This window comes from Mesorhizobium sp. M4B.F.Ca.ET.203.01.1.1 (genome assembly GCF_004791025.1).
GTDB classification, from domain to species: domain Bacteria; phylum Pseudomonadota; class Alphaproteobacteria; order Rhizobiales; family Rhizobiaceae; genus Mesorhizobium; species Mesorhizobium abyssinicae.
The window spans coordinates 246,699-266,643 of the sequence record NZ_SRUO01000008.1 but is presented as its reverse complement, the minus strand read 5'-3'; the positions used below and the strand labels follow the sequence as shown (position 1 = coordinate 266,643).

Sequence of the window (19,945 nt, the reverse complement as noted above, 5' to 3'; positions counted from 1 at the left end):
GCGCGCGGGCTCGTGATCGCTGGATTTAAGCGTAAGCTCTGAAATCGTCATGTGTCGAAGCCCTCAAAGGCTCCGAACATCGTCCTTCACGCCGATCACCGAAAGGTGCCGTCGGGACATCGCTTACGCACGACCGCCCCCGTGGTGCCGTTTAAGTCTAGCAAATAGCGTCGACTGATCCGCTGGCTCGGCATGCGTTTCGGTTGTCTTGCGCGTCCGGTCACCGGGCTGGCAGTACGGAAACGATCTCGCCGGTGGTCATGTATATGATTGAACCGCGCGGCGCCGATGTCACCTCGAGATAGCGCCGCAGTTGCTCGACATGGGCAGCGCGCTGCCGATTTGTGTCATGGTCGCTTTTCCAGTCCAGCACTTCAAGGACTATGCCATTCTCGATCGCGATTGCATCGACCCGGCCTGCTAGAAGGTCGCCTGCGTCTGTCTCGCCCCATACGGAAAGTTCAGGCACAAGGATAGGCAATAGACGTTGCACATAGGGTAGCTGACAGGTCTTGAGGGCGGTGGCGGCAAGTTCGGCCGGGGCCGGGATCGGCTCATGAAGATCCTCGATAGCGGCAAGCTCGCGAAGCAGTTTTTCAGCGCGTGCAAAGACACCTCCCTGCGGGCTCAGTTCGCGTGTCAGAAGTTCCTCCATCAGCTTATGAAGCACTAGGCCCCGGATCCTGCCGGCGCCGACGGGTTCGATATGTTCGAATGCGCCATCCGGTTCGGCAGCGACGGCCTGCGTGGTGATTGCCGCTCGGTCCTGATCGTGAGAACTGGGGTTCACCCAGCGCAGCGTCGGCGAGGCTAGTCGAACGATGGCGGCCTGGTTTGCAAAAGTGTCCGCGTCCTGCGGCAAGACCACCGTTTCGGAAGAGACGACCGTTTTTCGCGTGAGCTGGTGGAAATCAAGCTCCTTGAGCAGATCAAACCTCAGGTTGAGCAGCTTCGACCACGCGCCTGTCTTGGCAGAAGGAAGATAGGGCACGACCAGAAGGTCGCGGGCGCGCGTACAGGCGACATACCACATGCGCTGATTTTCCAGCGCCTGGCGCTGCGCTTTTTCCTCGCGGGCACGTGCTAGCGCAGACGAAGACACGCCGCCAATAACCCAATGCAGCGTGTTGTCGGATGTGCGGTGGACGAAGCGGGGGGAGGGGCGTGCCAGCGTCCCCATATTGATGGGAATGACGACGGGCCATTCCAATCCCTTGGCAGTGTGGATGGTTACGATCTCAACTGCATCCGACGATGCGTCGATCCGACCTTCTTGCCGCATGGCGCGACCTTCCCATTCTCGCTGGAGATGGCGCACGAAGGCGCGAAGGCCCTTGACGTCGAAGGGCCGGGCGAGTTCGACGATCCGGTCCAGGTTGGCAAGCGAACGCGCGGCCCGGTTGTTACCGCTGCGCGCGGACAATGCGATGCGCAGCTGAAGCTGCTCGATCGCTTCGGCAAGCAGGATGCGCGGCGTTGTGATGTTCACGCGTGAGCGTAGCTGTTGCATGATTTCGAGGACGGCGCGCGCGACGCCGTGCGAAACCAGGGCAGGAGGTGTTGTGATGTCGAAAAGCCCGGTCGGTGAGGCGTCAGGTCCGGCCTTGTGGATTTCTTCGGCAATGTCGAGCAATTCCTCGTCGGTCAGTCCAACCATCGGGCCTCGCATGAAGGAGCCGAAGGCCAGCCGGTCACGCGAATCCGCCAGCGCACGCAACAGCGCCAGGACATCCTGCGTCTCCTGTTGTAGGAACAATGTCTTGCCGGCTTGCGATGCGACGGCTAGCCCATGCGATTCAAGCGCGCGTTCGTAACGCCAAAGTTCAGTGCCGGCTGGGGCAAGCAGCGCAATGTCGCCGGCTTGAAGCAACCGATGCCTGCCATCATTCATGTCCTCTATCTCGATCGCGCCGACAAGCTTGGAGCATATCAGCGCAACGGTCGATGCCTCCTCATCGCGAAGTTCCACCATGGACATCGTCCGACCGTCGCCGATGGGCACCTGTGATGCGCAGGACAGATTGTGGAAGGCGCCGTCGCGCGTAGCGGTGAGGGCGCTGTAACTTGGCTGGCCATCCGCGTCGAGCACCGGTTTGAAAACCGCATTCACGTAGCCGACAATGCCTGGCTGACAGCGAAAATTGGCGCCGACGTGGATGACGCGTTCGTATCCCAGACGAGCAATTGCCCTCTTGGCCTCGTTGTAGCTGTCGATATTGGCGCCGCGAAAGGCGTATATCGACTGCTTGGGATCTCCCACCGCAAAGAGTGCTCCGTCGCGAAGCTCGGCGTCCTGCCATCGCTCTGGCAGAGTGTTCGCTGCGATCGAAAACAGAATACTGGCCTGGATCGGGTCGGTGTCCTGAAACTCATCGACAAGGATATGGGCGAATCGCCGGCCCACTGCCGCTCGCACGACCTCGTTGGTGGTGACAAGGTCATGGGCGCGTAGCAAAAGGTCGTCGAAATCCAGGACAGCAGCCTCACTTTTGCGCTCGCTGTAGAGGCTGGTTACCGGGTCGAGCGCACGCGACATCTGGCCGACCATGGCATCGCCAATCTGGCCAACGAGCTCGCCAAACTGCGCCTCGCAATTGTGGAAGTGCAGCTCGGCCTGTTGGTTGAGCGTTTGCCCTTCGTCCTTTCCGTAGGCTGATCTCCAGCGGCCGAGATTGCGCTTCTCGGTGAAGGAGAACTCGTTTCGCTTCATCGATGGAGTTCGCGGTGGGTCGGCGAGTTGCCACAGTTGCGCGAAATTGGGCTCCGTCTCGAAGCAATTGTCGTAGAAGGCGGCGAGCGTTTCGAGCTCACTGATCAGCGCCCCGGTGCTGCGCTCCTTCGGGTAGCCTGCATGCCAGCGTCTGAACGCGCGCACGCTTTCGACGAACTCAATATCCTTGCGCAGTGACAAATCAACCGGCACCGTGCCGGCTCCAGGGTGTTCAAGCTTGAGCTTGGCGAGATCGAAGCTGTCCTTGACGACCTTCAGGGGCTCGAACCTGGAAAGGATCGCAATAGGATCCTCGCTTAACCTCGCTGGCAGGGAGAGCCGGTCATAGAGCCATTTGGAAATGACCGCCTCGAACATAGCGTCCGCGGCCGGCGCGTCCATCATCCGCGACCCGGGGTCGAGCCCCGTCTCGACGGCGTAGGCCATGATGATCTGCTGGCAAAAGGCGTGAATTGTGCAAGCAGTGATCTCGTCGAATGCTTCGATCGCCGAGCGGAGCACTGACTTCTTCTTGTGAAGCAGTTCAGCTGTCACTGCGCCGCGCAAGACTTTCGGGATTTCTCCGGCCAGGAGCTCGGTCGCGTAGTCGCGGATGCGCAGAGAGAGTTCACTTGCGGCCAGTTCGGTGAACGTGATCGCGGCGATGCTGCGCGGCGCCACGCCGTTAAGCATCAGCATGACCACGCGGCCAGCAATCAAGGACGTCTTACCTGTGCCAGCCGCCGCTTCGACTAGCAATGTCTTGTCAAGTTCGGTCAGAACGCGAAAGCGTTCAACGGCGTCGCTCAGCATCACCGTTCCGCCCACAATCGTGCCAGTTCATGTTGGGCGGCATCGAAGTTTTCGTCCTTGCGCCGCTGATAGCTATCCAAGGCTGCCGGCAACGCGATCCTGAGATCGTTGAAATTCGCGAACGCATCCGGTCCTGGATAAGCCGCTCCAGCTCTCAGTGCTTCGACAGCAACATCGATGAAATCGAGGAGGGTCGTCACCGCGTTTTCTAAAGCGTCACCAGCAAGGTTGGCCGGCGGTTCCATCGTATCAAGGTAGACAAGGCGCGAAATGATTGTGGAGGCTTCGGGCATGAGCTGCTTGATGGCGGCGGCGTAGAGCGCGCGCTGTACTTCCCTGCCTCCGTCAATGACAATCCCGTGGAGGTCCCGTGGCCGCGTCCCGGTCTTGTAGTCGGACATGCGAACGCCGCGACGGTCTGGCTTCACATCGATGCGATCAATGCGCCCCTTCAACCGGATGCCAGAGCGGCCGATCAGGACTTCCTGGTCTTCACGCCATGGCTCGACCCGCCCTGCCTGCGAAACATTCGTGCCGAACAGAACCTCACTGAAGCTGCGGGTTCCGGGACCGAAGCGATCATCGACCGTCAGGCCGCGGCGAGCCCGCCGGCGCGCCTCCGCGATGGTGTCAAGCCATAGCAATCTTGGTGGCACCGGCTGGCTGAGCGGCCAGCGCGTCGCGATGCTCTCTGCAGCTGCCTCCAGAACATTGTCGATCTCTACGGGCGTTGCACGAACCAGTCCAGGCAAGGGCTCGATCATGTCGACCGCAAGGCGAAGCATTTCGTGCACAAGCTCACCGAAAGCTGCTGGGTCGAGCTGCAGAGGCTGAACCGCCAGCTCGGGTGCGGTCATCCCAAGGACTTTGAGCCAGACAAACCCCAGCGGATCACGCAGCAGCCGCCGCAGCGAAGTCGCCGATTGAGGCAAGGACAGCGCGCGCATGACCGCAGGATGGTCTTTTCTGAAACCACCGTCATGCGCGGTGATCTCGGGCCTGCGTGTCCAACTTGTCCAGCAGGAAATGACGCGCCGGATGCGCGGCAACGCCTCGGCGTCGCTAGTCCGCGCCAGAAGGCGATCGCCTTCGCTGAAGGCGTGCTCTGGCGATCGCGTTCTAGAAAGAGGACGTTCCACAATACTGCGCTCAAGCAACGCGCTCCTGGCAAGAACTGTGCCCTCGGCGGATCGCCTGCTTCGCGAAAGCGTAATTTGAGCGGCCGGATGACCAGACAGGATTTCAAAGCTCAGACGGTCGCGGTCAAGGCGCGACAGGTCCACCAGTGCGCGCGCGCCAAGGATATGATCGGGCAAAAGGGGATCGGCGCTATCACCGCGCGGCCAGGTTCTGCCCGACAATCCAACCAATCGCATATGCTTGCGTGGTGCTCCCACAAGGTCTGCGGCTCGCGCCCACACCACATGATTGACGGGATCCTTTTCGTCAGCGACGCGAAGCGAGGCCAGGGTCATTTCCATTGCCGCAGCCGGGGCTCGGCGGAGGGCCTCCTGCCAAAGGCCGAGGCTCTTGCCGCGCAGCAGCTGAGTTCCAAGCCTGAGCGCTGATTTCGGACCATCGGCGACGTCCTGCAATATCGGCATAAGGATCGTTGCGAGCACGGCACCGTCAATGGAAGTCAGCCCGTGCAAGCTTCTCGCCCAGTGCTCCGGCTCGAAAAGACCTGCCTCGGACGGGATCGCCTTCATCCAGTCGGTGGCCAGCGTCTCAGACAGATAGGGAGAAAGCAGCGATAGGCGGCGAATGCGATCCTGAGACAAGCCGTTGATCATTGCATCCGCGAGCGCCGCGCAGGTCTGGCCTGCACGCGTGCTGAGAGCGGTGATCCCGCTGGCGAAGTGAACAGGAAGATCGCCCTGGCTGGCGAGCACGAGCATATGATCGTCCCACGTGCTGAGATCCGTACTCGTGATGGCGATATCGCTGGCTTTCGTCACGCCGTCACTTAGCAATGCGCGCGCCCAGCGCAGTGCCTCCACCACCTCCGCCCGCGGGTCGGCACAGACCTCGCAGATCATTGGACGATCTATCGAAAGGGGTGGTGATAGCATCTTTCCTGGAAACCAGGATCGGTCGCACCTGCCTGGAGCGTCCCATGTTGTTTCGACAACCGAGGCTAAGGCCCCGATCAATGGCCGCCACAACGGATCGACTGAAACGAGGCGATGAAGATGGATAGCGCCAGTCACGGCGCGCGCATGAGTAACGCGCGACAGCGCACGATCGCGCAAATCTCTCGGTAGCAGCTGACCTTCCGCAAGACGCTCGCGCAAATACACCTCGATACGGCCAAGATCACTCAGCCTCGGGCCTACGAAGGCTGGATCATCAAACCGGATGTTGGCCGCCCACATGCGTTCCAGGCTTGCGAGCACAGCGCGAGCCATACCGGGCCTCGCCTTGACCGGGTCTAGCTCGTCAAAAGCGAGCTCATGCAGCGCACTGGCAATGATTGGCATCAGGGTCGCATGATCGGCGGGTCGGACAAAACCGCCGGCCAGCCGCGCTGCCAGCAATGGCAAGGTGGTGATATCGAGCCCATGATCATCGTTTCGAGCGGCTTCGACGCGCTGCATGCGAAAGGCAAGAGTGCTTTCGACGACGACGGTATGACGCTTCATTGTGACAAGGACATTCGTTGCAGGCGTTACGAGTCGGCCGGTCCAGGACGATTGCAAACTGAAGTTAGACTAACAGTCATGACCTGCAAAGATCAGCCCAGAGGCCGCGATAAGTTTGACGCTCACCTACGACACACTGCCAGTCTTAAGTCATGGCCACCATAAGTGGCTTGTCATGCAAGCATTTTCCGCCTGTATTGGGTCAGTTGCCGGAGAGCAGGCATCCGCTTCGAGGACCCATACACCGGGCAGTCAGCTAGCGGCCCCAATGCTGACAGTTCTACAATTGGCCATCCGCTGGGGTTCCTGGAAGCTTTTCGAACTTTCTGGGTCGCTCCGCAGTCCGAATTGCGGGTGCTCATGGATAAAGTGGGATACTAGATTCGGCTTTTGCATGGCTCTGTAAGGGATCGACCCCCTAGCACGTTGCGCTCGATAGCGCGACGGCACGACTTCCAAGTACTATGTTTTGAACGGCAGCTTCGCGCCTCATGGCAGACGTTAGGGCAGAATTTTTGAGCGCCCGAAAGCGGATGTTTGTGCGGAAGCTTTTCGCGGTCATGCGCAAACCAAGATTCTAGCTTGTCGTTGCGGCGAGTATTGCGGCCGCCGCAGCCTGGAGACAGGGCTCTCGGTATGCGAAGGCCGGCATCGTCCTCACCGAACTCCTGCCTCGTGGTTCTCACATGACCTGAGCCCGCCCTTGTGCGCACTCGACTCGCCTAATCTATGGCATGAAAACAGAAAGAATCTAGACGCCCCTTGACTCATTGTAGCTTTCGATTTGTATTTCAGACAAGTACTCCATGTATTGAATTTTCGAGACGATCGAGGGGCGGGACATGGTTGCGTACTATAAAATTCATCCCGGTATTGGTATTGCAAGGGTAGGGAGAAGTCCGGACGGCTTCTTTCTGCGGGCTGAATTTGAGGAAGGCGAACCGTTCGAGCTAGCTGCCGGGGAAGAAGTTGCGTTCGGCGGCTATAAAGACGCAAGTCGGCTCATTCGCCGACAAGGCGTGCGATTTCGGATATACGAGTACGATAGAGATCCGGCGAGTGGATCGCTGACGTTCGTACGAGAAGTCACTCCCGACGTTGCGAGCATCGAATGGCGAGTGACGCTCGCGAATAGTAAGGCTGCCGGCTTGGAGATGACTGCCGGGCCTGGCCTAGGCGACTCCCTCGCTATCGTGCCGAACACTCAGGGGGTGCGCCGAAACGTTCCGCCAGCGGGCGGGAACGTCCAAGACTTCGTTGCCTCGGTCGATTTCACGGTTGCGGGGCTGAACCAGCCGTTTGGTCCCCGCAAAACCGGTACCGTAGGAGGTGTGGATGTATTTCTAGGGGAAGTGTGTACGGATGCGAGCGGCCGGCTGGTCGTTTTGGGCGGCGAAGGAAAGTCACAAAGCTGGGTGGCACCGGCGCCAAGGCTAGAGGATTACCTCAATAATCCCGGTTGGTTCGACGATGTTGCGGACGGGCCGGTAGACGCGACGATCACCATCGCGGGTCAGCCCGGTGCAGTGCCCGTCAATGAAGGCGCCTGGGTCGTTATTGGTCCGCCCGATTTCGCCCCCGATGTAGTACCGATTGTGAGCCTCTATGACATCATGTCGAACGCGCTCCAATTCGGAACGCCACCTGCCATATCCTTTGTCCAGGATGTGCTCCCCATCCTCCATCGCGTGGCCTCACACTTTTGGACCAACCGTCTGCGTGAAAACGAATGGCAAGCGGTACGAACCGCATTGAATGCAAATTTGTCCAGCTTGGCCGATCCTAGCGATGCCGCAGACCAACTGCGCCTCACCATTTTCAACGCAGTACTGAAAGCGCAAGACCTCAGACAGCTGCGGCTCACGCCGGCACAACAAGAAATTCTTGAGGACTGGCGCGATGGGAGCTTCCTCCCAGGGCCAGACCCTAGTCGACCAGTTGGGAACGAAGCCGACCGATTGGATGAGGTTGCGCTTCTTCGCACAATAGGCGGGGGCTTCTTCCCAGGCATCGAAGCCGGGTTCATCATGACCTATCCGTCGATCTATGCCGGAAAAGCCCGGATCACGAGAGGGCAATTCAAAGATTTCGACGGCCAGATGCGCCGCACCTATCCGGGATTGCTGACCGAGCGGATGGCCGTTCCCTGGCAAGCAGACTTCGTTGAGTGTGAGGGGTTGTGGTGGCCCGCGCAACGCCCCGATCTCGCCAGGTTCTCCGAGACCGGTCAGCCGCTCCCACTATCCACGAGATGGGACAGGCTTGTGGCAGTGACCGGCCTTGATGGAGCACTTGCTCACAACGCAGCAAGCCGGGCGAATATGGTCTCAAACTTCGCGCTTTTGGGCGTGGTCGAGAAACGTACTTTTGGCGGCCAAGAGGTGTTCGCGGAGATAGGACGTGCGGACGACAGTGAGTTCGCAATGGTGAGCTAAGAGACCTGCATGGCAAGGCCGGACATCGCTATCATCGGGTGCGGGCCAGCCGGAATGGCAGCGTCCATGGTGCTCGCTCGTCGTGGCTTCAGCGTCATCGCTTTCGATAGAGCGACGAAAACGACGACGCCCGGAGAAATTATCAGCCAAGATGTCAGGTTTGCCTTGTCGTCGCTCAACCTCTGGACAGCTGCTCAAGAACTTTTCCCACTTCGCGTTCAAGGTCGCATATCTGTTTGGGGCGGCGAGGCCACAGAACTCGACGCCACGCTCGACGCCCTAGACGGCGAAATCCTTCTTGAACGTAAGGACTTTGCCAGGTTCTTGCGAGATGCCGCTGTCACGCAAGGCGTTCAGCTGGTGAATGACGCATGCCATCTACGCGCAGACACCAGTCACTCCAGCCCAAGTCTTAGTTGGAGTGACCCAGCCGGTAGGCGACGTACTGCAAAGGTCGATTTTGTCATAGAGGCCACTGGTAGATCAGGCGGAACTGCAGGCTTACGGGCTAGGCATGCATTTGACGCCTTGGTCGGTTTGCTTGTGTATCCTGACACGACAGGCGACGGCGGGTTCGGAACACAGTTTCTCGTCGAGAGTGCTCCGCTGGGCTGGTGGTACTCGGCACCGCTGCCGGGATCACGTTCCGTATTTGCTCTTATGACCGACGCAGACAACCTGCCAACCGGCCGCCGGGCTCGCGCTGAATTTTTCATGCGCAATTTGCAAGCAGTGCCAAACACACGCGACCGATACGCGAAAACTGGCGGCCGCGCGCCTGATCCGGTCGTCGTTCCCTCGCGGAGCTCTGTTCGGCTATCCATCGGAGGCCCCAACTGGGTCGCCGTCGGAGACGCAGCGGTTTCGTATGACCCCATCACCGGAGCGGGCGTTGCCGCGGCTATGTCCAAAGGTGCCGCAGTTGCGCGCCTAATCTCCAACGAGCAATCATTCCATCGCGCTATCGCACAGTATGCCAATGCAGAGAGGGAAACGCTCGACCAATATCTGCGTCAATGGACAGCGATCTACGCACTCGAGACGAGATGGCGAAGGCAAAGATTTTGGCAACGCAGGGAGAGGGTGCGACATGTGCCCGAGTGCCTTCGCATACTGAATTAGAAACCATAGCTCGTTGAGACGCAACGCGGCGGAACATAGACCTTTCGTGGAGGAACTAGTGATGAGGTACTCGATGCCAGGCTTCAACAAGGCACTAGTCGCCGCGGCATTATCTGCCGTCCTGCTGTCCTTGCTTAGTTCACAAGCTCAAGAACCTGTTCCCGAAATAAGGATCTCAGAGTCGACTGGTCTACCGATAGTCTATCCGTACCACGGCATGCTCTTGAACCACGATCTTACCGTCATACAACCCACGGCTGAAAACATTGCGGCCGTGCTCACTGCGTTCAATACGTCGCTTGAGGAAACTCTGACGGATACCAGCAAAACGCGATTCTCTCCCATCAAAGCTGACGCTCGCCAAGCCTTTGCGGGTAATCCAGAAGGCCAGCTTCTAGCAGAAGCCAGCCTTACCTATTGGCTGATAGACAATGGATCATCTCAGCAGCAGCGATCCTATTATTCCGTTTTCAAGGCCGTCGAGGCCTGGGCAGGTTTGGCGCCGATATCAAGTAGCAGAATTAGGTTCAGCAAGTTACCTGCCGTCACGACGGAACTCCAAGGTATGGGTTTGGATCAGTTTTTTGCAGAGACTCCAGCAGCGGCGAACTATATTGAGACTTGTCGACAGAGCCGCGTTCCTATTCCTCCGGATTGGGGTTCGTCGCAATGGATACTCCAAGGGACGCTAGACGGAAATTATACGTTTGCTGGAGACCCGACCAATATCACGCAGGTATTTGCGTATTCTGATCCAAACGTCCCAGGTGCATGTCTCGCACTGCCACGCCGCGATAAGGATACAAATGAGATAGGTCTTCTCGGAATTATCTGCCAAAGTGCAGAGACTGGAAAAGCTTGCTTTTGGGATAACATCGACAAGACAACTGGACAACGGCTATCAGGCGCGGCCGGGGAAAAATTTGCTATCACGTCAATTCAAGATGGGTCCAACGTCGCTGAAAATTGTACGAACTGTCACCGAGGCTACAACGTATTCTTGATCCACCCTGGTACTGCACTCGAAGTTTCGGACCCGTTCATTACTGACCCGGCAGCGCGATACGAGCCAATATCGGGACAGCCCACATGGGGCAATCCAGCTCCACTTCTCAATGCAGGCAATGCTCCGTGCGCTCTATGCCACGAAATCCCTACCTTTGGAGGAAACAACAATACCCTCCCGCCCTTCGATTCGGCATTCTGCAAGATTCTAGAGGGCGTTGTTGATAAGACGATGCCGAGCATCGCGAAGCCGGCTGGATGGAAAACGCCCGCGCCGAAATTCGCGCCCCACGTCAACATGTTTAGAGAGATCTGTGAGGGAGTGGCGGTAGCTGGTGGCGGAAGCGGTGGCTAAATATCACCTGAATCGCATGTGGACTGCTCTCAAACCCCTCAGACGTTTAACACCCACCAGATCGGAGAGAATAGGTGGCACAAGTCGCTAATGTGGCAGAGCAAGCCGCGTATTTCGTCTTTGAGCAGAGCTCACCTGAAGGCCTAACAAAACAGTTTGTGTTCAAACTGATTGATCCTGCCAAGATCGCGGAGGCGCGCGCCATTGTTGCAGAGGGGCGGCGAAACGACAGCGTTCAAGGCACCGTAATACAGCGGCAAGTGCCATATAATCCATACTGGTCGTTCCACTTGGCGCCGAATAGTATCGGCTTTTTCGAGTGGCAAATTGAGGTCTGTGACGCGAATGTCACTTACGTCGAGGCGCATCTCGAAGAAGTTGGAGGAAGCTTCCTCCCACGCAGCTTTTGGTGCCCGTGGTCGTCGAAGCTGGTATCGGAGGTCACCGAACGCATTGATGAGGCAAGCGAGGTTCTTCTTCGGTAAAGTCGTGACCCCGTATTTGAGATGGAAACGGCTGATGTTACCACAGTCGTAGTGCGCCATCGGCCGAGGTACTGGAAGAATGCGTTCGTAGCGGAACTCGGTCTCGTCCGATCGCAGCACCTTGCGAACAACACAACCTTCCGGGGAGATACCAAGCTCCCGGCAGATAGCCTTGATCGACTTTCCCTGCACCGGCGACAGCCGACGCATCTTTGCAATCGTCTCCACCACCAACATCCAAAACACAAATGCCTCCGATCAAACCGGAGGCATCTTGATGACCCCACGTTAAGGGGTCCCGTTTGGACGAAAATCATCCCTCAAACGGGGTCGACGGGTCGACGCGTGCCGCTGAGCGTTTCTTGTAGACCGACGGTCTTGGTGGTCCAAGATAAATGGCAGCTTCCGACCTTTGAAGTCCAGGAGCCGACCGTCTCCTTCCGGCCCAAAAGCGGACGCCAGAGATTCTACTATTGGCCATCGACCAGGGTTCCTGGAAGCTTTTCGAACTTTCTGTTTTGCGGCTCCCGTCGAGATGCGCGCGCTTCTGAAGGAGGTCGGGGCGTCTGGATCCGATGTGGTGCAACCTTGATCCAAGCATATGGGGGTTCGAGTCGGTAGAGCGCTACCGCCTTTCCCCCCACTCGGAAACCTCGCGATATTTCCTACGGTCTTGGGCATGATGATCTGTATCGATGTTGCAAACACCAGTGGGTAAGGGCAAAACGCACCCGGGGCGGGCGCTCGTCCCTATGACGCAAACGGCAGCTTTGCGCCTCATGCCGATCGCTCACCTTCGACAACCCCTTTCGCCTTACTGCGCCAGATCGGCATCGCGGTATGGAAAGGGCGATAAGATTGATGCCCTTAGAATAAATTCAATAATGTACTTTCTGAGTTCTCAAGCAAAATGTATGGCTTCCTATTCCGTAACAAATCCTTATCAGATATTGCATATCGCCATTGTCTAAGGTTATCTCTTTCAAAATATGTGCCTATCAAAGGAACAAATTTTTCTGTATAACCGTTATCGGATCCTGCGCTTGCAATTCGAAATAGCATACACGTTCGTGCTAGAAACCTTCCCTTATTTTTGCTGAATGGGACAATAGCTACCTGAACGATACCTTTCTCGTCTAAGCTTACGCTGGAAGTTGATCCCGAATCGAGTAAATCTTTGTCGTTTACTTTGACGCGCAGAGGAACGACCTCTCCAGCTTTTACGATCGTTGCTGGGTGAATAATATTTAGAGATGTTTGACCCGGGTAGCCGTATTCACAATAATCATTTGAATTTGTATTTAGATATTTTTCGCCACCTGGTTGTAAAATGATTATTTTTGCGTCCAGAACGACAATATTCCTGTTGCCTTTATTTACGTATACCAAATCGATATCGGACCAAAGTTCCATAGTGTTTCCAGATGTGTATGTTCCACTCTCGTCAGATTTATACGAAGTCACTGCGTCGTTAATCGATAGAGCTAAGGGGGCTCCAAACACAACGCTAAGGTCGTCAATTTGCCGTAGCGAATTCAAATACAGAGAGGTAACAGACAGAATTAGTGCCGCCATGGACGTTGCCATGGATATTATGTCTTTTGTCGTCAATCGCGTCGGTATGGCCGGCGGTGATTGTCGGGCGTTTCGTCTTCCTGAACTGATACGACGTATCTCGGAGGATAGGCGTTTCGCAAACAACCAGCTCTGTCTGTGTCGATTTGCCATGTTTGACCGGTGGAACTGGCATCTGCTTTGCTTAAGATGAACGGATGGTTGTCAAGAAGTCAACCAGGGCTGATGCTTGGAATTCGCCAGATGCCTGGCCAACCAGAACGTCTTTTTTTTGCCAAAGCGATCTCATCGCTTCCTTAATATGTTCCCTGCCGCGAAAGATAGCCCCCCCCATGCGCAGCGTCGCTGCTCGAAAAGATAGATGGCGGAGTTGGCAGCCTAGGTTACTGAGCGAATGGGTCTCCAGAGAAAGTCATCCTGCTCTATGGCCATCCTGTCTTTTCAGCGCCTACAGGAAACAACTCGACCGCACTTGCGCTGGGATTGTCCGCAACTATCATGCACGCTATGTCCTGCATTGGCTGCGAAGCAACGAAGACCACTACTACGCACCTAGTCCCGACGCCGTTCGTCACCGGGACTAGAGCCGATCGCTGTGTGTATATAGTGGCGCCAGCAAGAGCGTCCGAGGCGAGGAGGCTGGGCCATTTGCTGGGCTCAGGTTCGTCTGCCGAGGAGTTCGTCTGGGACATGTGCGTCCATACGCGCCTGCAGGCATGAAGAGCAGTTGGATTTCGACGCTCATAGCGCATTTGCAGGCGAAGCCTATTGCTCTTTTGCGGCTAGACGCGGCCGAATGGTCGGCACTTAGCGCGTCGCGGAGAGGCATAGGCGAGTTCACGATCGCCATCCATCATCGCGCACTCGCTTCACTGAGGGCGCCGACGCTATGTTTGCTGGTCGCCGGCACGAAGAGTGGCGCCAAGATGATGGCCGGCGTAATTGGAAATCCGAGTGCGATCACGACAATTCAGTCGCGTGTGAAGCTCAAACGGGTATTTTCGATCGAGCCCTCGTCGCCGGACGGCCTCGTCGAGCTCCTCGACGATCCCACACATATTGCGGCGCTTCGAGCTAGGCTTGCGGAGCAGGAGCAACTTACCATGCTTTCAGCAAAGCTGAGCGGTCACATCGCCGAGAAGCTGGCAACGATCGAGAATAACTACGTCGCCTTCCGATCAATCTCGGCGTCGTTGAGCGTTCCACGTCGCGTGAGGGGAAACGATGCACTTCAAGAACAGAGCCTTAGGACGGCGCTCCGCTCGTTCGGGCTATCGTCCGAAGCGCCGGCGGAATTCGTTGAGCTTCTAGATGAAGATGAGACCGCGATCTCGCGAGTTGCCGTCGACGAAAATGACGATTCTGGAAAGTTTGACGCTTTCGAATCCAGCCGAGGCTCGCGCACGCATGCCATCGAAGACGGCTTCGTTGAGCATGACGCCCGGTGGGTAAGCGGCATGGATCTGGTGGGAAGCGATGCAACCGGCCGCGCGGTCTACCGCCGCGGCGACGAGCGCCTCGAAGTCATCACCGCGAACCGTCGTCCGCTTGAGCACGCGCTCGGAGTTGACCTCATTTACATTAACACCATCCAGCGCAACGTGGTGATGGTACAGCATAAGATGCTTGAGCCATCCGGAGGCGGCTGGGTCTATCGACCCGACGAGCAACTCGCGCAAGAGATTGCACGGATGGGCGCGTTCGGGCGACCAGGGCGTGGGGATGACACCGAGTATCGATTGCACTCGGGCGTGTTCTATCTGAAGTTCGTAAAGCGAAACGCGGCGATCCGGCAGGGGGGCGTCCTTCTGCCACTTGACCATTTCAAGTTGTTCGTTACGACCCCCGCGAGTCAAGGCCCGCGCGGCGGGTTGCGTATCGATTATGACGCACTTGGTGGACGTTACATGCGCGAACAGCCGTTCGTTGACCTGATCCGTGCAGGCTATATCGGGGCTTATGCGAACGACACGACGCAGTTGCAGACTATCGTGGAGGCGATACTGGCAAACGGCCGTGCGGTCGTCACCGCAATACAGTCTGCAGCAGCGCGGTCGTCGCCGGAGCATCAAGACCACTGGTGAGGCCAATTGCCGCCAAGGATCGCCCTGAACGACTAGGACACTGCCGCGCAATGCCGGCGATGCCGACGCCGCGATCGTCGCTGCAGGTATGGGGGGTGATAGATAACTGACCGCTTCAATCCGGATGTTCGCCGAGATGTACGCGAATCTAATTGTTCCCCGCGGCGTTTGGTTTGCCTTGGGTTATTGGAAGCTTTTCGAACTTTCTGCCTTGAGCCTTCAGCCGAATTGCGCGCGCTGATGAAGGAAATTGGCGGGTCTCGATCCGCAGTGTTGCGACTTTGATCGAAGCCCTTTTCTCGGCGTTCGAGTCGGAAGACCGCTACATCGCGAGACCCACTATCGAGGAAGCACTCTTCTGCTATCGGCGACGCTCAGTCTAAAGCGCAAAACGTCGCCGAAGATCGCACGGAATGATGGTGGACGCGCGGGTGGTCTCGATTGGCTACCCGCACCTGTTGAGGCGCCCGAGGTTGGACGTTCCGACTGCTTGGCTTCACTAAGCCCTGAGTTTGCGTTTGGCAGGACCCTTTTTGGCCGGCGTTGGTTGCGGTTTGCGTCCGAGCCCCGCAGCCTTCGCGAGCGTAGATCTTTGGGCCGCGTAGTTCGGTGCTACCATCGGGTAGTCTGGCTTCAATCCCCACTTTTCGCGGTATGCGTTCGGAGCCAGCCCATAGTGAACCGCAAGATGACGTTTCAGCGATTTGAATTTCTTCCCGTCTTCCAGGCAGATGATGTAGTCCGGCGTTACCGACCTTTTCGGATTGACGGCGGGTTCCTGCTGAGACGACTCGGGCACATTCGGCTGACCAAGGCCCGTAAGCGACGAATGGATCGACGCGATAAGGTCTGGCAATCCAGCGACGGGCAGGGGGTTTTGGCTGACGTAGGCAGAGACAATGTCTGCCGTCAGCCCGACCAGATCGGCCGTCGCGGCTTCGTTTTGATCACTCAAGTATTCGCTCCTGGTATGGGGTCAAATCCGCATCGCCCATTTTCCGTATATCGCAATTTTGAGCGATGCCGAGATAAATCTACCAGCCGCTTCTTTCCCCCGTCAGGCCAAGGCTCAGCTCAACGATCCTTAGAGCGTGAGTTCGTAAAGGTCCTAGTTCACCGTCACAATGAGTGCAGGCGGTTACCGTCTTCGCACTATGCTCGCCGGTTCCGTGTGCTTGCAGTCTGGAAACTGATTGCACCCACGAAACATCGATCCGTCCTTGCTGCGTCGCTCAACCAATTGGCCAACGTGGCAGGCCGGGCATTGGCTCAATTCCGCTCCCTCAATCGTCTCGAAGCGGACTTCATCGCCGGCGATCTCGCAAAGCTCTTGGATATAGCGGGACGGCTGACGGCGATTGGTGAGCATGTAGACCCCTCGGCTCGCGCGCGTTAGCGCCACGTAGAACAGGCGTCGTTCTTCGGCGTAGGCGAAGGTCTCGGGGCGGGGAATGACCAGGTTTAGCAGCTCATCGTCTTCGATGCGGCTTGGTACGCCGTAATTGCCCTCGCTGACATCGAGCAGGACCGTGTAGTCGGCCTCAAGGCCCTTGGCTCGGTGAAACGACAGCCCGGCCACCTCAATGTTTGCAAAGGACGGCGGCCGCCCCTCGAATGGATCGAGGACGTTGTAGCGCCACAAAACCAGAACCTTAAGCTTGTCGCGCTTTTCGTCGCGCCACCGGTCGGCGATCGCACCCAGAGCGGCATCAAGCCGTTGGAGCAGGCGCTGGCAGGCCGCCGCAAAGTCCGGCTTGTCGCGCTTATCCTCAATGGGAATGACACGGATCGATCGCGGGACGGCCGGTCGCGTTGAGCGGACGGACTTCTTGATCTGTTCAGGGTTGCGCTGGACGAACTTAGCGGCCGTTTCGGCAATGAGCTGGTTACAGCGATACGTCTGTTCAAGGCGCCCCTGCCAACTGGTCCCGAAGTTCGCTTCGAACCGTGTAAATATCGTAATGTCCGATCCGGCAAAGCGATAGATCGACTGCCAGTCGTCTCCGACCGCGAAGACCTTGCTGAACGCTTTCTGCTGTTTGAGCGCCTTGATGAGGTTAGCGCGCGGCTCGGAAATGTCTTGAAACTCATCCACGAGTATCAGCGAATAAGGGCTTCGATATCGGCCTGTCTCGACCAGTCGGACCGCATCCGCGATCATCGAATCGAAGTCGATCCGTTTCGTTTCCTCGAGCTTTCGGGAATATCCCTGAGTGATCGCCCAGACCACGCGAGCGAACAATTTGGCACGCTCCTTGTCGTGCAAGGTCTTGGCACGTTCGAGCAGCATGTCGAGCGTGAGGTGGCTGGCACGTATGTGCTTCAAGCAGGTAGATATCAGCTGATGATAGTGTTTGATAACGACCGGATCGAGCGCTTTGGTGATTTCAGTGTAGCTCCTGCGCTCGAAGGGTATTGAGCGACGCGCCAGTTCGGATTCTAGCGTGCTGAGTAGCGTCTCGTCGCTGGCCTGAGCGGAAGTGGTCTCGAAGAAATCGATTTCATTGCGGCGATATGCCTTTCGCTTGTTCTCGGCGTGCTCGGCGTAGTCCGCGAAGGGCGAGCTTCCGTCCGCATCGAGCGCGAAATGCTCATGCACAGTTTCAGTCTGCGGATAGTAGAAATCCGGGTGCAGATGGCGGACGCTGCCATCGTCTTCCTCCACCGCAATTTGCCGTTCGTATTCGAAGGCGACTGAATGCAGCCAAAGCCAGTTGGCGATCTTCTTCTCCTGCAACGACTTTACGATCACTGCGGACAAGGAACCGATCGTGGCATTACCCTTTCTAAGGGTGTCCGATACGTAGCGCCGGTAGTCAGCCTCCCCATCGAATACCTCTATCGGGATGTCCGCCTTGGGATGCACGACGAGAAGCTCGGCCCACATCCGGGCGAATTCCGGGTCGCCCTCGCTTAGATTCTGGATGATCGCCTCGATAACCCTTGTTTCGCCAGCGGGATGATCCACCCAGTTGGCGAGCTGGGCTGGCCGGCCCTCGATCTCCTCGATGATTCCGCGCCCAAGCGCATGAAACGTCGTGACGCGGCACTCCAGGGCGTCCTCCGGGACCTGCAGCTGCGCAGCGATCCTCGTCCTGAGTTCATCGGCTGCGCTCTTGTTATAGGCTAGGAGCAGGATCTCGTCGGGCCGATAGAGTTGCTTCTCCAGCACGTAGGCAACCTTGCCGACCATCGTCGCGGACTTGCCGGAGCCTGCCGAGGCGACCAGCAGGTTGTTGTCCTCCAGGCGGATACAGGCCTCGCGCTGCTGGTGGGAAAACGAGCGCCGATCGAGATCGTCGAAGAACGGCTGAAACCTCATCAATTCCGAGCGGACGAAAGCCTCGTTGTAGGCATGGCGGACGCCTGGGTCGGTTATCATCGCGAACGAGGCCGGAAGGGAGGCCTTCAGTCCTGCTGGCATCATGTCTGGGTTTAAAAGCGGGTGAGAGAGGGCGGCCGCAGCGGCGCCAGGGACTTCGGCAACAGCCCTGCCCAGATCGCCCTGTGCAAGATACTGTCTGTTGCCTTCGGTAAGCTCGCGAAGTCTGTCGTTGACCTCGAGCAGGCGCCCCTTCTCGGTGGCGATCAGCCCGAAAAGGTGAGTGTTAATGAAGGCATGAAGGTCCGCGGCCAGCTGTGTGGCCGCGTCACCCGATAGTGCCGATAGCAAATCTGTTCTGCCACGAGCGCGGATCTCAACAGTATGCCACAAGAGGGCCCTGCTGGTGGAAATTGACACGATTTCGAGGCAGCTAAGCTGCACTTCGCCATCTTGAGCGAGCCGAAAGTATCCCGAAGTTTTCGGGTCTAGGGTCAGTTTCCATTTTCCCCCTGGAAACATCCGCGCAAAGAAACCAGGCCGGTAGGTGCGCGAGCGGCCAGGTAGCAATTTGGTCAAAGCCACGTTCAATACGCCCGCAAAATAGGAGGTCTTCGAGGGCGAATATCAGCAACAGATTGAAATGTTCCAAATCATCGTCGTCGGACATTGATCGGGCCGCGATGTAGGCATGGCTCTTTTCGTCGCCCGTCACGGGAAACAACGCGAGAGCGTCCGCGCGTCAACGATTTCATTAGATGGTTGCGGCGAGTTACGCCCTGCCGGGCTTTCCTTTTACGTCCTACCGCGCCAATGATGCGAATCTGGAGTGGGGGAGAGTAGATGGCGATCGTTCGGCGAAGCTTCGATGCCATTCGAAGCAGGCTCACCGGCATCGGGTTCCTTAGTATTAGCGCGAGCTGGAATCCGCCAGTCGCGCAACGGACGGTGATCTTGCGGCTGTTCAATTTCTTAGAGAATCGGCGTGTGCTCTTCGTGCCGATGCATTTCGAGGTTCCGGACCAAGTTGATCAGTCGATGATTCAGATTCGCAATGAGCTTACGCAAATCTTGAACGACCTTCCCGAGAACTCATCAGCTGCACGGCGCGTCCGGCATTTGCGCACAGCCTCTCGGCATTTTCTGGAGGATGCCCTGCCGGACTACCGAAACATCGCCTATCGGCTGCGCGACGACGTTGATCATGGATCACCCGCCCGGTGGCATGATCATGGCGAGCGCCCGCTGACGCCCGGCTATTTCGTCGCGTTGGGGGAGTTACGGGCAATCTTTGGATTGCAGCTTTCGGCGCTCGCCGCCGAATTCGAGATAGACGTGGAGGAAGACCTTGCGTCGACCTTCCCCGTAGCTGTCGAGCGCCATGATTGAATCTGTAG

The 19,945-nt window shown here is 57.5% G+C and carries 9 protein-coding genes and 1 pseudogene; 4 read left to right on the top strand and 6 right to left on the bottom strand.

Annotation, left to right across the window (positions count from 1 at the left end; genetic code table 11):
• Positions 1 to 220: 220 nt before the first annotated feature.
• Together EN846_RS19595 and EN846_RS19590 are read right to left on the bottom strand one after the other, a co-directional pair.
• Positions 221 to 3,523, bottom strand: coding sequence for a UvrD-helicase domain-containing protein (locus tag EN846_RS19595; RefSeq protein ID WP_135898838.1), 3,303 nt, complete (start codon positions 3,521 to 3,523; stop codon positions 221 to 223).
• On the bottom strand, positions 3,523 to 6,165 hold the full coding sequence (locus tag EN846_RS19590; RefSeq protein WP_135898840.1) for a PD-(D/E)XK nuclease family protein: 2,643 nt from the start codon (positions 6,163 to 6,165) through the stop codon (positions 3,523 to 3,525). The genes EN846_RS19595 and EN846_RS19590 overlap by 1 nt, the downstream gene beginning before the upstream one ends.
• A gap of 842 nt (positions 6,166 to 7,007) precedes the next feature.
• Here EN846_RS19590 and EN846_RS19585 point away from each other — a divergent pair.
• Entirely contained in the window at positions 7,008 to 8,600 is a 1,593-nt protein-coding gene (locus tag EN846_RS19585) for a LodA/GoxA family CTQ-dependent oxidase (RefSeq protein WP_135898842.1), read from the top strand.
• 1,195 nt (positions 8,601 to 9,795) lie between these two features.
• On the top strand, positions 9,796 to 11,082 hold the full coding sequence (locus EN846_RS19575) for a hypothetical protein (RefSeq protein ID WP_128346346.1): 1,287 nt from the start codon (positions 9,796 to 9,798) through the stop codon (positions 11,080 to 11,082).
• 548 nt (positions 11,083 to 11,630) lie between these two features.
• Here the strand turns inward: EN846_RS19575 and EN846_RS35890 are convergent.
• Together EN846_RS35890 and EN846_RS19555 are read right to left on the bottom strand one after the other, a co-directional pair.
• Positions 11,631 to 11,804, bottom strand: a pseudogene (locus EN846_RS35890) (IS21 family transposase); the annotation flags it as partial.
• 630 nt (positions 11,805 to 12,434) lie between these two features.
• A complete protein-coding gene (locus EN846_RS19555; RefSeq protein ID WP_128346347.1) occupies positions 12,435 to 12,980 on the bottom strand; it encodes a hypothetical protein in 546 nt (181 codons plus the stop codon).
• A gap of 878 nt (positions 12,981 to 13,858) precedes the next feature.
• Here EN846_RS19555 and EN846_RS19550 point away from each other — a divergent pair.
• A complete protein-coding gene (locus EN846_RS19550) occupies positions 13,859 to 15,226 on the top strand; it encodes a hypothetical protein (protein ID WP_128346348.1) in 1,368 nt (455 codons plus the stop codon).
• A gap of 499 nt (positions 15,227 to 15,725) precedes the next feature.
• Here EN846_RS19550 and EN846_RS19545 read toward each other — a convergent pair whose 3' ends face one another.
• Positions 15,726 to 16,181, bottom strand: a complete 456-nt coding sequence (locus tag EN846_RS19545) for a MucR family transcriptional regulator (RefSeq protein WP_128346349.1) — start codon at positions 16,179 to 16,181, stop codon at positions 15,726 to 15,728.
• A 183-nt stretch (positions 16,182 to 16,364) separates the two neighbouring features.
• Positions 16,365 to 19,133 carry a UvrD-helicase domain-containing protein gene (locus tag EN846_RS19540; protein ID WP_245493361.1) on the bottom strand — a complete coding sequence of 923 codons (2,769 nt, stop codon included), beginning with the start codon at positions 19,131 to 19,133 and terminating at the stop codon, positions 16,365 to 16,367.
• 258 nt (positions 19,134 to 19,391) lie between these two features.
• Here EN846_RS19540 and EN846_RS19535 point away from each other — a divergent pair, with 258 nt between their 5' ends.
• Positions 19,392 to 19,937 carry a DUF6650 family protein gene (locus EN846_RS19535; RefSeq protein WP_128346350.1) on the top strand — a complete coding sequence of 182 codons (546 nt, stop codon included), beginning with the start codon at positions 19,392 to 19,394 and terminating at the stop codon, positions 19,935 to 19,937.
• The last annotated feature ends 8 nt before the right edge of the window (positions 19,938 to 19,945 follow it).

Coding starts and splice junctions, on each gene's coding strand:
- EN846_RS19595 (WP_135898838.1), bottom strand. CDS start 3,523: ATGCTGAGCGACGCCGTTGAACGCTTTCGCGTTCTGACCGAACTTGAC.
- EN846_RS19590 (WP_135898840.1), bottom strand. CDS start 6,165: ATGAAGCGTCATACCGTCGTCGTCGAAAGCACTCTTGCCTTTCGCATG.
- EN846_RS19585 (WP_135898842.1), top strand. CDS start 7,008: ATGGTTGCGTACTATAAAATTCATCCCGGTATTGGTATTGCAAGGGTA.
- EN846_RS19575 (WP_128346346.1), top strand. CDS start 9,796: ATGCCAGGCTTCAACAAGGCACTAGTCGCCGCGGCATTATCTGCCGTC.
- EN846_RS19555 (WP_128346347.1), bottom strand. CDS start 12,980: ATGGAACTTTGGTCCGATATCGATTTGGTATACGTAAATAAAGGCAAC.
- EN846_RS19550 (WP_128346348.1), top strand. CDS start 13,859: ATGAAGAGCAGTTGGATTTCGACGCTCATAGCGCATTTGCAGGCGAAG.
- EN846_RS19535 (WP_128346350.1), top strand. CDS start 19,392: ATGGCGATCGTTCGGCGAAGCTTCGATGCCATTCGAAGCAGGCTCACC.